Source organism: Flexivirga endophytica (genome assembly GCF_014640635.1).
In the GTDB taxonomy this organism is placed as follows: domain Bacteria; phylum Actinomycetota; class Actinomycetes; order Actinomycetales; family Dermatophilaceae; genus Flexivirga; species Flexivirga endophytica.
Genome location: NZ_BMHI01000001.1, coordinates 951,882 through 966,341 on the forward strand (window position 1 = coordinate 951,882; position 14,460 = coordinate 966,341).

The 14,460-nt window shown below is 67.8% G+C and carries 11 protein-coding genes and 1 riboswitch; of the genes, 6 read left to right on the forward strand and 5 right to left on the reverse strand.

The window, feature by feature from the left end:
• Nucleotides 1–17 precede the first annotated feature (17 nt).
• Both acnA and IEX71_RS04375 read left to right on the forward strand, forming a co-directional pair.
• Nucleotides 18–2,696, forward strand: coding sequence for an aconitate hydratase AcnA (gene acnA, locus IEX71_RS04370; protein ID WP_188835683.1), 2,679 nt, complete (start codon nucleotides 18–20; stop codon nucleotides 2,694–2,696).
• A 155-nt stretch (nucleotides 2,697–2,851) separates the two neighbouring features.
• The gene (locus tag IEX71_RS04375) at nucleotides 2,852–4,201 is read left to right on the forward strand and encodes a C39 family peptidase (protein WP_188835684.1); all 1,350 of its coding nucleotides are present in this window, start codon (nucleotides 2,852–2,854) and stop codon (nucleotides 4,199–4,201) included.
• 82 nt (nucleotides 4,202–4,283) lie between these two features.
• Here the strand turns inward: IEX71_RS04375 and IEX71_RS04380 are convergent, their stop codons facing one another.
• From IEX71_RS04380 to IEX71_RS04390, 3 genes are all read right to left on the reverse strand, one after another.
• On the reverse strand, nucleotides 4,284–4,982 hold the full coding sequence (locus IEX71_RS04380) for an energy-coupling factor transporter transmembrane component T family protein (RefSeq protein ID WP_188835685.1): 699 nt from the start codon (nucleotides 4,980–4,982) through the stop codon (nucleotides 4,284–4,286).
• A complete protein-coding gene (locus IEX71_RS04385; protein WP_188835686.1) occupies nucleotides 4,979–6,403 on the reverse strand; it encodes an ABC transporter ATP-binding protein in 1,425 nt (474 codons plus the stop codon). Before IEX71_RS04385 ends, IEX71_RS04380 begins: the two co-directional genes overlap by 4 nt.
• On the reverse strand, nucleotides 6,400–7,029 hold the full coding sequence (locus IEX71_RS04390) for an ECF transporter S component (RefSeq protein WP_188835687.1): 630 nt from the start codon (nucleotides 7,027–7,029) through the stop codon (nucleotides 6,400–6,402). The genes IEX71_RS04385 and IEX71_RS04390 overlap by 4 nt, the downstream gene beginning before the upstream one ends.
• Nucleotides 7,020–7,123, reverse strand: a riboswitch (TPP riboswitch). It overlaps the preceding gene by 10 nt.
• Before the next feature lie 133 nt (nucleotides 7,124–7,256).
• On the opposite strand from IEX71_RS04390, the gene dxs reads away from it, so the two are divergent.
• Together dxs and IEX71_RS04400 are read left to right on the forward strand one after the other, a co-directional pair.
• Nucleotides 7,257–9,143, forward strand: coding sequence for a 1-deoxy-D-xylulose-5-phosphate synthase (dxs, locus tag IEX71_RS04395; RefSeq protein ID WP_229749451.1), 1,887 nt, complete (start codon nucleotides 7,257–7,259; stop codon nucleotides 9,141–9,143).
• Entirely contained in the window at nucleotides 9,140–10,102 is a 963-nt protein-coding gene (locus IEX71_RS04400) for a phosphotransferase (protein WP_188835688.1), read from the forward strand. The genes dxs and IEX71_RS04400 overlap by 4 nt, the downstream gene beginning before the upstream one ends.
• A 7-nt stretch (nucleotides 10,103–10,109) precedes the next feature.
• On the opposite strand, the gene IEX71_RS04405 is transcribed toward IEX71_RS04400, so the two are convergent.
• The gene (locus tag IEX71_RS04405) at nucleotides 10,110–11,393 is read right to left on the reverse strand and encodes a YbiU family protein (protein ID WP_188835689.1); all 1,284 of its coding nucleotides are present in this window, start codon (nucleotides 11,391–11,393) and stop codon (nucleotides 10,110–10,112) included.
• A gap of 91 nt (nucleotides 11,394–11,484) precedes the next feature.
• Here IEX71_RS04405 and IEX71_RS04410 point away from each other — a divergent pair, with 91 nt between their 5' ends.
• Complete coding sequence (locus IEX71_RS04410; protein WP_188835690.1) at nucleotides 11,485–12,582, forward strand: ROK family transcriptional regulator; 1,098 nt, start codon at nucleotides 11,485–11,487, stop codon at nucleotides 12,580–12,582.
• A 12-nt stretch (nucleotides 12,583–12,594) separates the two neighbouring features.
• Here the strand turns inward: IEX71_RS04410 and IEX71_RS04415 are convergent, their stop codons facing one another.
• A complete protein-coding gene (locus IEX71_RS04415) occupies nucleotides 12,595–13,623 on the reverse strand; it encodes an FUSC family protein (protein ID WP_188835691.1) in 1,029 nt (342 codons plus the stop codon).
• Between the two features lie 110 nt (nucleotides 13,624–13,733).
• Between IEX71_RS04415 and IEX71_RS04420 the strand changes: the two genes are divergently transcribed.
• Nucleotides 13,734–14,324: an alpha/beta hydrolase gene (locus tag IEX71_RS04420; RefSeq protein WP_188835692.1), complete on the forward strand. Its 591-nt coding sequence runs from the start codon at nucleotides 13,734–13,736 to the stop codon at nucleotides 14,322–14,324.
• The last annotated feature ends 136 nt before the right edge of the window (nucleotides 14,325–14,460 follow it).

Genomic DNA, 14,460 nt, shown 5'->3' on the forward strand with positions numbered 1-14,460 from the left:
GAAGGAGTCGGCAAGGCATGAGCACGAACAGTTTCGGAGCGAAGGACACGCTCGCAGTAGGCGAGAAGTCGTATGAGATCTACCGTTTGGACAAGGTCGAGGGCAGCACGAACCTGCCGTTCAGCCTGAAGGTCCTGCTCGAGTGCCTGCTGCGCACCGAGGACGGCGCCAACATCACCAAGGACCACATCAACGCCGTGGGCCAGTGGGACGAGACCGCCAACCCCAGCACCGAGATCCAGTTCACCCCGGCCCGCGTGATCATGCAGGACTTCACCGGTGTGCCCTGTGTCGTCGACCTCGCCACCATGCGAGAGGCTGTCAGCGCGCTCGGCGGTGACGCCAAGAAGATCAACCCGCTCGCACCGGCCGAGATGGTCATCGACCACTCGGTCATCATCGACGTCGCCGGCACGCGCGACGCGTTCCAGAAGAACGTCGAGATCGAATACGGCCGCAACCGGGAGCGCTACCAGTTCCTGCGCTGGGGCCAGACCGCGTTCGACGACTTCAAGGTCGTGCCCCCGGGCACCGGCATCGTGCACCAGGTCAACATCGAGCACCTGGCGCGCGGCATCATGACTCGCGAGTCCGCCGACGGCACCCTGCAGGCCTACCCGGACAGCTGCGTCGGCACCGACAGCCACACCACCATGGTCAACGGTCTGGGCGTGCTCGGCTGGGGCGTCGGCGGCATCGAGGCCGAGGCCGCGATGCTCGGCCAGCCCGTGTCGATGCTCATCCCGCGTGTGGTCGGCTTCAAGCTGACCGGCGAAATCCCTTCCGGCGCAACGGCAACCGACGTCGTGCTGACGATCACCCAGCAGCTGCGCGAGCACGGTGTGGTCGGCAAATTCGTGGAGTTCTACGGCGACGGCGTCGCCTCGGTGCCGCTGGCCAACCGCGCCACGATCGGCAACATGAGCCCCGAGTTCGGCTCGACCTGTGCGATCTTCCCGATCGACGACGTGACACTGGACTACCTGCGCCTCACCGGCCGCCCGGACGACCAGGTCGCACTTGTCGAGGCCTACGCCAAGGAGCAGGGCCTCTGGCACGACCCGAGCGTCGAGCCGCGCTTCTCCGAGCGTCTCGAGCTGGACCTGTCCACCGTCGTGCCGTCGATCGCCGGGCCGAAGCGCCCGCAGGACCGCATCGTGGTCACCGACGCCAAGCAGCAGTTCAACCTCGACATCAAGAACTACGGCGTCGAGGGCGACTACCGCGAGGTGCAGGTCACGCCGGCCGAAGGCCCGGCATACGGCCTGAAGGACGGCGCGGTCGTGATCGCCTCGATCACCAGCTGCACCAACACCTCCAACCCGTCGGTGATGATGGCAGCCGCGTTGCTGGCCAAGAATGCCGTCGAGAAGGGCCTCACGGTGCCGCCGTGGGTCAAGACGTCGATGGCGCCCGGCTCGCAGGTCGTGACCGGCTACTACGACAAGGCCGGCATGTGGCCCTACCTGGAGAAGCTCGGCTTCTACCTGGTCGGCTACGGCTGCACCACCTGCATCGGCAACTCCGGTCCGCTGGCCGACGAGATCAGCCAGGCGATCCAGGACAACGACCTCACGGCCGTGTCTGTGCTGTCCGGCAACCGCAACTTCGAGGGTCGCATCAACCCCGACGTGAAGATGAACTACCTGGCGTCGCCGCCGCTGGTCATCGCCTACGCGCTCGCGGGCACGATGAACTTCGACTTCGAGTCCGATCCGCTGGGTCAGGACCAGCAGGGCAATGACGTGTTCCTCAAGGACATCTGGCCGAACCCGGTCGACGTCGAGTCCACGATCGCCGCCTCGATGGACCGCGACATGTTCATCAAGGACTACGCCGACGTGTTCGCCGGTGACGAACGCTGGCAGTCGCTGCCGACGCCCGAGGGTGACATCTTCGAGTGGGACGCCGAGTCGACATACGTTCGCAAGCCCCCGTACTTCGAGGGCATGGGCAAGGACCCGGAGCCGGTGCAGGACATCGCCGGTGCTCGGGTGCTCGCCAAGCTGGGTGACTCGGTCACGACCGACCACATCAGCCCGGCCGGCTCGATCAAGGGCGACAGCCCGGCGGGCAAGTACCTCAAGGAACACGGCATCGAGCGCAAGGACTTCAACTCCTATGGCTCGCGTCGCGGTAACCACGAGGTGATGGTGCGCGGCACCTTCGCCAACATCCGGTTGCGCAACCAGCTGTTGGACGACGTCGAGGGCGGTTTCACCCGCGACTTCACCAACGGTGGTGAGCAGGCGACGATCTTCGATGCCGCGCAGAACTACGAGAAGGCCGGCATCCCGCTGGTCGTCCTCGCCGGCAAGGAGTACGGCACCGGCAGCTCGCGTGACTGGGCCGCCAAGGGCACCGTGCTGCTCGGTGTGCGCGCCGTGATCGCCGAGTCGTTCGAGCGGATCCACCGCTCCAACCTGATCGGCATGGGCGTGCTGCCGTTGCAGTACCCCGAGGGCCAGAACATCGAGTCGCTCGGCCTGTCCGGCACCGAGACGTTCGACATCTCCGGCGTGACCGCGCTCAACGAGGGCAAGGACATCCCGGCCACGGTGCACGTCACCGCGGCGAAGGAGGACGGCACGAAGGTGGAGTTCGACGCCGTCGTCCGCATCGACACACCCGGTGAGGCCGACTACTACCGCAACGGCGGCATCCTGCAGTACGTCCTGCGGTCGCTCGTCGACTGAGGTCCGTCATACGCAGGAAGGCCCCGCATGCTCGCCCCGAGCCTGCGGGGCCTTCCCATGCGTGCGGAAATGATTTGCACAGAACCGCTGTCGGCGGGCTTCTTTTACGCAAGACTGAGTGGATCCCCGCTCACACGGCTCAAGGAGTCTGGACCATGTCTGATCGTTCCGCGTTGCTCCCCACGGTGCACCTGCCATCCCCGACCCGACGACAGGTGATGGTGGGCAGTATGGCGGCAGGGGGCGCCCTGCTCTTCGGTGCTCCGGTGGCCTCCGCGGCGACGCGCTCGGCAGCGGCCGCCTCGGATCGCCACATCCGCTACCACCGCTTCACCGGGGCAGAGGCGTGGGCTCACGGCAAGGGTGCCGGCGTCCACTCCGACCAGCACGGCCTGCGGATCTCCGTGCCGTCCGGTACTCGCGAATTCGCTGACCCCACGGTCGAAAACGCTCCCACGAAGCTGTATGACGTGAGCACCTGGACCTCACAGTGGCGGCGCAGCGGCTTCGGCCTGACCGAGCTGATCTCGTCCTGGAACGCCGACACCCCGAACGGCACGTGGATCGAGGTCGACGTGCGCGGACACGTCGACGACGGAACGCTGACCGACTGGTTCGTCCTCGGCCGCTGGTGCAGCGACGACACCGCGCAGGGCGGCGCCATACAACGACAGTCGGTCGACGGGCAGGGCACCGATTACGCCACGGTGTGGACCGACACCTTCCACATGTACTCCGGCCACACGTTGGCCGACTTCCAGCTGCGGGTGCAGTTGCTGCGCCCGCACGGCACGTCGCTGACCCCGACGGTGCGCTTCCTCGGCGCGGTCGCGTCGGCACTGCCGGACGACGCGACCATTCCGGCCAGCGCGTTCACGCTGGGCCGCGAGCACATCCTGGACGTGCCGACCTTCTCCCAGGAGACCCACGTCGGGCAGTACCCGCAGTGGGACAACGGGGGAGAGGCGTGGTGCTCGCCGACCTCGTCGTCGATGGTGCTGGCCTACTGGGGCGGCGGGCCGACGAAGGCCGACATGGCGTGGGTCGACCCGTCATACGCCGACCCACAGGTCGACTTCGCGGCCCGCAACACCTACGACTACGTCTACGAGGGATGCGGCAACTGGCCGTTCAACACCGCCTACACCTCGCGCTACGGGCTGGAGGGTTTCATCACCCGGCTGCGCAACCTCGCCGAGGCCGAGCCGTTCATCGCCGCTGGTATGCCAGTGATCACCTCGGTCTCGTTCAAGAGTTCCGAGCTCGATGGTGCCGGCTACTCCACCAATGGTCACCTGATGGTGCTCGTCGGCTTCACCGCCGACGGCGACCCGGTCATGAACGACCCGGCGTCGCACCTCATCGCCGACAACAAGGAAGTGCGCGTCACCTACAAGCGTGAGCAGTTCGAGAACGTCTGGGTGCCCCACAGCGGTGGCACCGTCTACATCAACCACCCGGCGAGCCTGAAGCTGCCGCCGGCGCCGACCGAAGCCAATTGGTGACCTTTGCCGAATGACGGCTTCCTCGCCGAGTGACGGTCCGATTCGGGTGTCACTCGGCGAAGAAGCCGTCATTCGCGGTCTGTCAGGTCAGGCGGAGAGCGACCGGCAGCACGATCGTCACGAGCACCGCGACGGTCACGACAACCGTGTCGCGGCGCCGCCACGGCGACGGTTCGGCCCACGTCCGGCTGTGCGCCGTCGCGAAGCCACGTGCGTCCATCGCCAGTGACAGTTGCGTCGCCCCGCGCATCGCGGAGACCAGCAGACCGAAACTGAGTGGCCCGGTCGTGGCCGCTCGTGCGATCGGGTTCCGGGACGGCCCGAAACCCCGGATGCGGCGGGTGCGCTGCAGTTGGTCGAAGGTCTCGCCGAGCTGGTCGAAACGCGTGAGCGATGCGGTGAACGCACCGACGAACCGCGCTGGCAACCGGAGGTTCTGAGCCAATGCGTCACCGAACCGCATCGGGTCGATGAACGCCGCGACGATCGCACCCGGCAGCGCCAGCACCAGGATGCGGCCGGCCGCGGTCGTGGCGATCGAGGGGTCGTGCCCGCCCAGCAGCCAGGACGACCACCACAGCGAGACGGCCGCGAAACCGACCGCGAAGAGTCGCCAGCGCAACGGCCGCCATGTCGGCACGCAGAGGACCGCCAGCACGGCATACACGGCGACGACGATCAGGGCGGAGGTCGGTCGATCGATCAGGAAGGACCCGATGACCGCGGTGAAGCCGAAGGTCAACAACGCGAGCGGATTTGCTTGCGGCATCACGCTTTTCATCCGACGGCCTCCCCGTCCTTCAGCTGTATGACGATGTCCGACCTGTCCACCAACGAGGTGTCGTGGGTCGCCACACCGACCGTCGCGCCGGCATCGCGCGCCGCCAGCGCCCACCCGGTGACCGCCGCCCAGGTGTGCCGATCCTGACCGACCGTCGGTTCGTCGAGCAGCACGACGCCCGGTCGGTGCGCCAACGCTGCCAGAACCGCCAGACGACGTTGCTCACCGCCGGACAGTTGGAAGGGGTTGGCGCCGGCGAGGTGGTCCAGCCGCATCAGAGCGAGCAACCCGGCGACATCGACCGAACGGCCGAGAGCCGTTGCGGTGCAGGCGACTTCGTCACGAACCGTCGTGCGCAGGAAACCGTGCTCCGGGTTCTGTGGGACGAATCCGGCGGCGGTCGCCAGCTCCTTGGACCGGCGACGGGCGAACGGCGGCTCGGGGCCGGTGATGGCGCCGCCGGTCGGCCGCAACAGGCCGGCGAACGCCGCCAGCAACGTCGACTTGCCGGCCCCGGAGGGACCGACCAGCGCGGTCAGGCGTCCCGGCCGCAGGGTGGTGGTGGCTCCGTTGAGCGCTCGCTGCGCGGTGCTGCCCTGCAGGGAACGCACGGTCAGGTCGACCTGCACGGACTCTGCGTGCAGCGAAGGGCCGGGCTCGGTCGGACGGACCCAGTCGGCGTCCACGACGACCGGATCCGGGGCCGGAGTATCAGGCATCCACACCCCGGCTGCGAGCATCCGGTCCTGCTGCTCGGTCGCGAACTCCGCAGGAGTCGTGTCAGCGATGACCCGGCCGTGATCGAGCACGACGACCCGATCGCAGTGGGGGAGCCACGGTCCGATGCGGTGCTCGACGACAACGGTTGTGGCGCCGACCGCACGCGCGGCTGCCACCACGACACGGCGGACACTGTCTGACGTCTCCTCGTCGAGCATCGAGGTCGGCTCGTCCAGCAGGAGCAGCCCGGGCCGCACCGCGAGCACACCGGCCAGCGCCAGGCGCTGCAACTCACCGCCGGACAGGGCGGAGGTGGGGCGATCGACGTCATACGACAACCCGACCTGGGCCAGGCCGTCGCGCACCCGGCTCCAGATCTCGGCGCGGGGTAGTGCCAGGTTCTCCGGCCCGAAGGCGACCTCGCGGCCGATGGTGGCCGCGACGAGTGAGTCAGCCGGGTTCTGCAGGAGCATGCCGGACGGAGTGTCGACCTCGACGGTGCCGGTCCGCTCGCCGGGGACCGCTTCGCCGAGCAACCCGGCAAGTGCCCGCAACACGGTCGACTTGCCGGCTCCGCTGCCGCCGGCGAGCAGCACGATCTCACCGGGGGAGAAGCTCAGGTCGAGCCCGCTGATGACCTCTTCGCGACGCCCCAGCGGGCGCCAGCCGAAGCCGCAGAGCCTGGCGTGTGCGGCACTCACACCGCGTTGCGGGCGTGGTGCTCACGGCCCGCACCGAACGCGTCCAGCACACCGGTCGCAGCCAGCGCGCGTACCAGCAGCCAGCCGACGACACCGGCCAGCACCACACCGGAGAGCATCGTGCAGCCGAGGTAGGCCAGCTTGTAGTTCCAGGTCCACGCCGAGTAGTAGCTGTGCCACTCGTAGAAGATCTCGAAGGCGCCCGCCATCGCACCGCCGAGCGCAGCGATGACGACGCCGAATCGCCTGTAGAGCACGAGTGCGAGGACGACCTCCACCCCCAGGCCCTGCAGCAGGCCGGAGATCAGGGTGCTGGTGCCCCACTGGTTGCCGATGAGCATCTCGACCGCAGCAGCGATCAGCTCGGCGGCAAGTGCTGCGCCCGGTTTGCGCACAATGAGGCCGCCGAGCACGCCGGCGATCAGCCAGGGCCCGGTCAGCAGACCGAGCACCGGTGGCGCCGTGAACAGCGCGAGGGTGCTGATGCCGTTCCATGCCTGCGACCAGGCCCAGAACACGACGCCGGTGGCGACGCCGAGTGTCGCCACCGTGACCAGGTCGATGGTGCGGTAGGCGAGCAGTGAGGTGATCGACGCCCGTTCACGGGGCGCGCTGACAGTAGCCATGAATGACTCCCTTCGCCGGTGCTAACCGGAGCAGGTTCAAGGGTCTGCGGGCTGGCCGCACTCTCAGCGCCGAAGCGCTCCCCTGTCGGTGGATTTGTGCTGTCCAACCTACCAGCGTTCGTCGAGTGCAACCGCGGGGCGGCTTGGAGCGTCCTGACGAGGTGCGCGTCTACCGACGCGTAGACTCGATCGACGCATAACCCGAAGGACGAAAGGCGCGAGCTGAAGTGGGACTGGAAGCGGGACTGCTCGACACGATCTCCTCACCCGAGGACCTGCGGCGACTGCCGGCAGAACGCCTGGACCAGCTGGCCGGCGAGATCCGCGAGTTCCTGGTGGACTCGGTGTCCCGCACCGGTGGCCACCTCGGACCCAACCTCGGCGTCGTCGAGTTGACCATCGCGCTGCACCGCGTTTTCGAATCACCCACCGACTCCATCGTTTTCGACACCGGGCACCAGTCATACGTGCACAAGTTGCTGACCGGCCGGCACGACTTCTCCAAGCTGAAGAAGCAGGGCGGGCTGTCCGGATATCCGTCGCGCGCGGAGTCCGAGCACGACATCGTCGAGAGTTCGCACGCATCGTCGTCGTTGTCATGGGCCGAAGGCATCGCCAAGGCACGCATGCTCAGTGGCGAGCCGCACCGCCATACGGTCGCGGTCATCGGCGACGGCGCACTCACCGGCGGTATGTCGTGGGAGGCCATCAACAACATCGCGGTCGAACGAGACCTCCCACTGGTGATCGTGGTCAACGACAACGAGCGCAGCTATGCGCCGACGATCGGTGGCCTGGCCGACCACCTCGCAGCGTTGCGGACCACCCGCAAATACGAGCAGATGCTCGACTGGGGCAAGACGACGCTCAAGGGCGTGCCGAAGGTCGGAGGCCTCGCCTACGAGACGCTGCACGGCGTCAAACGCGGCATCAAGGACATCGTCTACCCGCAGCAGGGCATGTTCGAAGACCTCGGCATCAAGTATGTCGGGCCGGTCGACGGTCACGACGAGGCTGCGGTCGAGCAGGCGCTGCGGCGGGCTCGCGCGTTCGGTGCTCCCTGCATCGTGCACGTGATCACCGAGAAAGGGCGCGGCTACCAGCCGGCCCTGGATGACCAGGCCGATCACATGCACGGCATCGGCAAGATCAACCCGGAGACCGGGCTGCCGTTCGAGGTTGCCGGACGGATCTGGACCGACGAGTTCAGCGACGAGATGGTGCGGCTGGGTGAGGAGCGGCCCGACCTGGTCGCGATCACTGCCGCGATGATGATCCCGGTCGGTCTCGACAAGTTCGCCGAGGTCTACCCGCAGCGCGTGATCGACGTCGGCATCGCCGAGCAGCACGCGGTCACCATGGCCTCCGGCCTCGCGTATGGCGGCATGCATCCCGTTGTTGCGGTCTACGCGACGTTCCTCAATCGGGCCTTCGACCAGATGCTCATGGACGCCGGATTGCACCATGCCGGAGTCACTTTCGTGCTCGACCGAGCTGGTGTCACGGGTTCGGACGGTGCGTCGCACAACGGCATGTGGGACATGTCGATCTGCTCCATCGTGCCCGGTCTGCGACTGTCCGCGCCGCGAGACGGTGAGCAGGTGAAGTCCCAATTGCGCGAGGCGATCTCGGTCGACGACGCTCCGACCGTGATCCGCTTCCCGAAGGGCGACGTTGCCGAGCCGCTGACCGCCGTCCGCGCCGACGGTGCACTGGATGTACTGCACGACGCGACGGACCCGCAGGTGCTGATCGTCGGCGTCGGGTCGATGTGTCCGACCGCGTTGCAGGTCGCCGAAAAGCTCGAGGCGCAGGGCCTTTCGGCCCTCGTCGTGGATCCGCGCTGGGTGCTGCCGGTGTCCGAGGACGTCGTGCGGCTGGCGCGTACCGTGCAGCACGTGGTCGTCATCGAGGACAACCTGGTCACGTCGGGCGTCGGCGCGGCGACGGCGCACGCGCTGGGTGATGCCGACGTGTCAGCGCGGGTGCACACCTTCGGCATACCCAAGGAATACCTCGAGCACGCCTCACGTGGGCAGGTGCTCGAAGCGATCGGCCTCACACCCGACGTCATCGGCACGCGACTCATCGCGCGCCTGTCCGCTCACGCGTGAGCTCGTCAACTTCGCAGCTCTGGCAGACGGACGCGTGGCGCCAGGAGGCGACCCGTTGGATCGACGAGTCCCTCGAGCGTCGCGGTCTCACTCGGGTGCCCGTGACGCCTCGGCAGCCTCGCGTCCGCGCCTGGTCGACCCAACTCGTCGTCGACACCTCGGCGGGGCGTGCCTGGTTCAAGGCATGTTCGCCGAGTACGTCGCCCGAGCCCGGGATCTACCGGGTGCTGAAGCGGGTGGCCCCTGATCGGCTGCCGGAGGTCTGGGCATCCGACGAGGAGCGCGGCTGGCTGCTGATGCCGGACCAGGGCGCGCAACTGCGGGCGGTCGCCGACGCGGAGACTATCGTCGGGCTGTGGTCGGGTGTGCTGCGCCGGTATGCCCGACTGCAGCGCGCATCGATCGACGTGGTCGAGCAGTTGGTCGCTGCCGGCGTGCCGAGGTGGCAGCCGCAGGACTTGGTGTCCCATTGGCTGACCGGACCTGGAGCTGACCACCCGCAGACCGAGCGCGCACTGCGGGCTGCGGCGGCCCGACTCACCGACTCCGGACTGCCCGACACGATCCAGCACAACGACCTGCACGCGGGCAACGTCTTCTGTGCCGACGGTTCGGCTGCCGCCATACACGATGCGCGGTTCTTCGACTGGGGCGACTCGTATGTCGGAAACCCATTGTGTTCGTTGATGATCGCGCTTCTTGGGCCATCATACCACTTCGACTTGCCTGCTGATCCGGAGCGCGACGCGCGCCTCACCAGGTCGTATGTCTCGGCCTGGGCGGACCTGGTGCCGAGCGCCCGCCTGATCGAGTTGCTGCCCGATGCACTGCTGATTGCGAACCTCGCTCGGATCCGATCCAACGAGCGTGCGCTGGAGCACGCCACGGACGCGGAGCGCGCGGAGTGGATGCCGAAGATCCTCGACCCGGCGGTGGAGCAGGTCCTCGCCGCGGGATAGAGCAGGCTCAGTCCTGCAGGCCGAGCCCGCGACGCCCGGTGTCGTTGAGCTCGGCCTCGGTGAAACGACCTGTCCAGTCACGCTCGTAGTGCTCGGCAGGGAAGTCGGTCGGACTGTCGCCGGCTGTGAATGCCGCACGCACCGACTTGGCATACTCTTCGTTGCGCCGGCACCACGGCGCGGCGGGGATGTACATGACGTTGCCCCAACCCTGCTGATCCTGCACGGAATCCACGCCGTGGATCATGTCGCAGTGCCACCACACGGAGTCACCCGCCTGTATGTCGGGCAGGCCGCTGAGCGCCTCCATCAGCAGCGGCTGCCACTTCCAGCCCGCCGGGAAGACCTGGCCCGTCGTCACACCACACATCTCGTCGTCAGGAACGTCGTCGAGCAGTGGCCGCAGCATCAGGTAGGCCATCGCCTCGGGGATGGGCACCGTCTGCAGCACGCCCTGGTCGTGCCGCATGTCCGACAGCGCGGTCCAGCCTTGGAAAGTCCGGAACGCGGAGCACATCGTGCTGCCCGGGTACTGCTTGCCAATCGTCCGGTATGCCGCGTCCCAGGGGTCGTACTCCTCGACCGATCCGTCGAACAGATGCCGGAACGCCTGCTGATTGGTGTGCGTCATCCACAGATCGAGCGTGCCCGGGTCCAAGTGGGTGCCGAGGCCGGCCGAATCCGCTCCCGGCGGCCGCCGCCGGATGCGGTCCGGGTAGAGCGAATCGCGGTCCGGGTCGAACCACTGCCGGCCCTCGGACTCGCTGCGCCAAGCGTGATTGAGGAAGGACTGGACGGTCGCCATCCAATCGCTCTGGCGCGCTTCCATCTGTGGGCGCGACCAGTAGATCGGGTAGATCTCCGGCTTGGAACCGACGGAGCCGAAGAAATCGTCGCCCGGCCCGCGGTAGTTCTCGAAGAAGCGGTTCTGCTCGACGTAGTCCACGATGCCCGCGTCCCACGCCTCAGCCTGCTCACGCGGGAAGTGCCCGCGAATCACCACACAGCCGCGGCGGCGCACCTGGTCATGCAGGGCGGCGTGGTTCGCCGGGTTCGCGAGATCGTCGAATTCGATGACTGGCCAAGGAGATCCGCCTGCCGTCTGGATCTCCTGGATCTCAGCAACCCTGGCCGCGACACGGCGCTCCACGACGTCGAACACCTCGTCGACCGTGCGGCCGGACACCTCGATGCGCCGGCGCAGCGCGAGCTTGATCTCGCGGATGGCGCCGCCCAGGTCGTCCGGGGGAGTGGGCCACTGGGGCAGAGCGGGAGCGGCGGTGGTTGCCATGACATCTCCTTGTTTGTAAGGTCGCCTTACGAAGCAAGGGTACGGCGCACCGCGCGCATTGGTCAAGACTCCTAACGAATGAGGCATTGATATGGCGAGTGCATCACCGGACGTGCTCCGCGCAGGCACCGACCAGCGGGTGCTCGAGCTGCTGTATGACGGCCCGCGCAGCCGTGCCGAGCTCGCAGCGGTGGGCGGAATCTCCAAGCCGACCGCGTCCGAGAGCGTGCGCCGCCTCGAGACTCGTGGCGTGGTGGCCGAGACTGGGGAGCGTCGACACGGCGTCGGGCGCACCGCCACTCTGATCGGCATACGCGCCGACATCGGTGTCGGGCTCGCCGTCTCCATCGAGGCCGGCGGTGTCCGCGCGAGCACGCACACGGTGTCGGGGGAGATCGTCCAGGAGGCGGAGGTGACCCTGCCGCCCACGCACGGGCCACGGTCGGTCGCGGGCGCGCTGGGCAAAGCAGTGCGGGCAGTAGCCGGCTCGTCCGATCATCCGATCTGCGCGGCGGCGGTCAGTGCGGCCGACCCCGTGCGTCGCTCGGACGGTCGGCTCGTGGAGCTGCCCGACGCGCCGTTCCTCGTCGGTTCTCTCGATGCACGCCGGAAGTTGTCGCCATACGTCGCGGGTGAAGTGCTCGTCGACAACGACGTCAACTGGGCAGCGGGCGCCGAGCTGTCGGCTCTGCCGGAGCGCCCGGATTTCGGTTACCTGCATCTCGGCAGCGGACTCGGTGGTGCAGTCGTCAGTGACGGGGAAGTGCGACGGGGGCATCACGGGTTCGTCGGCGAGATCGCGCATGTCATCGTCCCCGGGCCTTCGGGACTCGCCATGCCGATCACCGACGTGTTCGCCGAAATGGGCCTGCGGCAACCGAATTCGACGGCAATCGACCTGAACGCGGTACGACGTGCATTCGATGACGCACCGGCGTCAGCCGTGCTCGGTCAGGCGCTTGCCGCGGTGGTCGGTGCCTTCGTCGCCCTGGCCGATCCGTCTGAAGTGATCGTGGCCGGACCATGGGGGGCGGCTGCCCTACCGTCGCTCGCCGCGGCGCTGAGCGAGGGTCCGCGACCCGCGCCGCTCGTCGCGGCAACCGTCACGGACGCTTCGGCGACGGGGGTGCGCGACGGTGCGGTGGCCGGACTCCGGAGCTGGGTGTCGGCTGTGGCCGCAGCCGACTGAGCAGCACGTCCGTCAGCGACGGACGAGTCGTCGCCAGGGGATGAGCATCGTCAACGCGATGACCGCGCCCAACGCCGTCTCCACGGCCCGGTCGGTGAGCACGGATCCGACCGACCGTGGCGCCGACAGTTGACCCATCAGGAGTGCGAGTGGCGTGATGGCGAGCAGGGCGATCGCGTAGTTGCGGCCGACGAGCAGCTCGGCCGCCATCTGCAGCACCATGATCAGCAGCACGATGACGAGCGGACTCGGGTGTGTCTCGAGCAGCGGCCATGCGACCAGCACGCCTGCCAGGGTGCCGATGACGCGGTGTGCGCCACGGATGATCTGGGTGTGTCGGCGCGGCCCGGTCAGCGTGGCCACCACCGCCACCATCGCCCAGGAGGGATGCGAGCCACCGAAACTGGTCGAGATCGCACCAGCGACCAGGATGCCGACGAGGAGCCGCAGCACGGTGAGTCGTTGCACGGGGTCGCGAAGGGTCACTGCGATGTCGGCTGTCGGCACGATCGCCCGTCGCCCCTGTGCCGGCTCACGGAGCGCTCCGACGCGGCCGATCAGGATGGCGAAGGCCGCGCTCACCACGGTCACCACGACCGCGACCGGCACCAGCTGTGCCTGACCGGGGATCGAGGCGCAGACCGTGATCCCGAAGACCAGGAAGATGGATCCTGGCGGATGCCAACGGAATGCCGTAGACACGAGCTGGCCGGTGATCGCGACCACGGCAGCACCGGGCACCGTCCACCAGGCGTTGCCCGGAAGAAGGGCGATGATGGTGCCGAGCACGACGGCACCCGTCAGGAAGAGGCCTGCCATCGCCTGCATGCCGGTGCGCTCGGCGTATCCGCTGCGACGGCCGTAGAGCGAGGTGAAGGCGCCGAAGGCCGCGTATGGCGCCCAGGCGGTCCGGTCCATCAGGACGAGGACGACGAGGGGCACGAAGACCGAGATGCCGGCCCGGGCGGCGACCCGATGTGCGCCGGCGTGCGGACCGAAGGTGAATGCGGCGCGGAAGGGACTCACGGCAGCATCATTCATAGGTTTCATAACTATATCCGTCGTCGGTAGCAGCGCCGTTCCATTCTGACTGTCGCGCTGGTCACAGCTGAGCCCTTGCGCCGATCGACGCCGACCGATATCCAAGTGGCATGGCATCGAGTGACGCGCAGGACCCGCGATTGACGACCGAGCCCTGGCCGCCACGCACCGCGCCGGCCGAGCGCGTCGCCAAGCGGGTGATCGTGCTGCCGGGCGGCTCCTATCCGATCGATGCGCCGTTGCTGTTCTGGACCGCCGCCGGCCTGGTGGACGACGATTGGTTCGTGCAGGCCGTGCGGTGGCAGCGACCCCCGATGGACGCCGCATTCGTGCACGAGGCGCTCGATCTCGCGTTGCGCGAGGCGCCGGCCGCGGATCGGACCCTCGTCGTCGCCAAGTCGCTGGGCACCCTTGCTGCACCCGTCGCCGCGGAGGTGGGCATCCCGGCAGTGTGGCTCACACCAGTGCTGTCGGATCCTGCTGTCGGGCAAGCTCTTTCGGCATACCCGGCTCCGCAGTTGGTCGTCGGTGGCTCGGCCGATTCGCTCTGGCCGCAGGATGCACCGCAGCCATCCGGTGAGGTCATGTATGTCGACGGCGCCGACCACGGGATGCATCGCGGGGGAGTGCGGGAGAGCAACGGGATCCACATGGACATCGTCGAGCGCGTCCGCGCGTTCGCCGCGGCGCTCGTGCAATGAGGCTGTGTGTCCCACGTCACGGGAATCGCTGGTAGCGAGTCTGATTCGTCAAGATCGTGAGCCAGCCGGTAAGCTGACTGCATCGGCTCGTCACAGTTCTCGCCACGAGTTGATCCGCATGTCGAGTTCGCTCCAT

Bases quoted from the DNA above. Each gene is read 5' to 3' on its own strand.
- IEX71_RS04375 (WP_188835684.1), top strand. From the start codon at position 2,852: ATGTCTGATCGTTCCGCGTTGCTCCCCACGGTGCACCTGCCATCCCCG.
- IEX71_RS04405 (WP_188835689.1), bottom strand. From the start codon at position 11,393: ATGGCAACCACCGCCGCTCCCGCTCTGCCCCAGTGGCCCACTCCCCCG.
- acnA (WP_188835683.1), top strand. From the start codon at position 18: ATGAGCACGAACAGTTTCGGAGCGAAGGACACGCTCGCAGTAGGCGAG.
- IEX71_RS04390 (WP_188835687.1), bottom strand. From the start codon at position 7,029: ATGGCTACTGTCAGCGCGCCCCGTGAACGGGCGTCGATCACCTCACTG.
- IEX71_RS04415 (WP_188835691.1), bottom strand. From the start codon at position 13,623: ATGAATGATGCTGCCGTGAGTCCCTTCCGCGCCGCATTCACCTTCGGT.
- IEX71_RS04380 (WP_188835685.1), bottom strand. From the start codon at position 4,982: ATGAAAAGCGTGATGCCGCAAGCAAATCCGCTCGCGTTGTTGACCTTC.
- IEX71_RS04410 (WP_188835690.1), top strand. From the start codon at position 11,485: ATGGCGAGTGCATCACCGGACGTGCTCCGCGCAGGCACCGACCAGCGG.
- IEX71_RS04420 (WP_188835692.1), top strand. From the start codon at position 13,734: ATGGCATCGAGTGACGCGCAGGACCCGCGATTGACGACCGAGCCCTGG.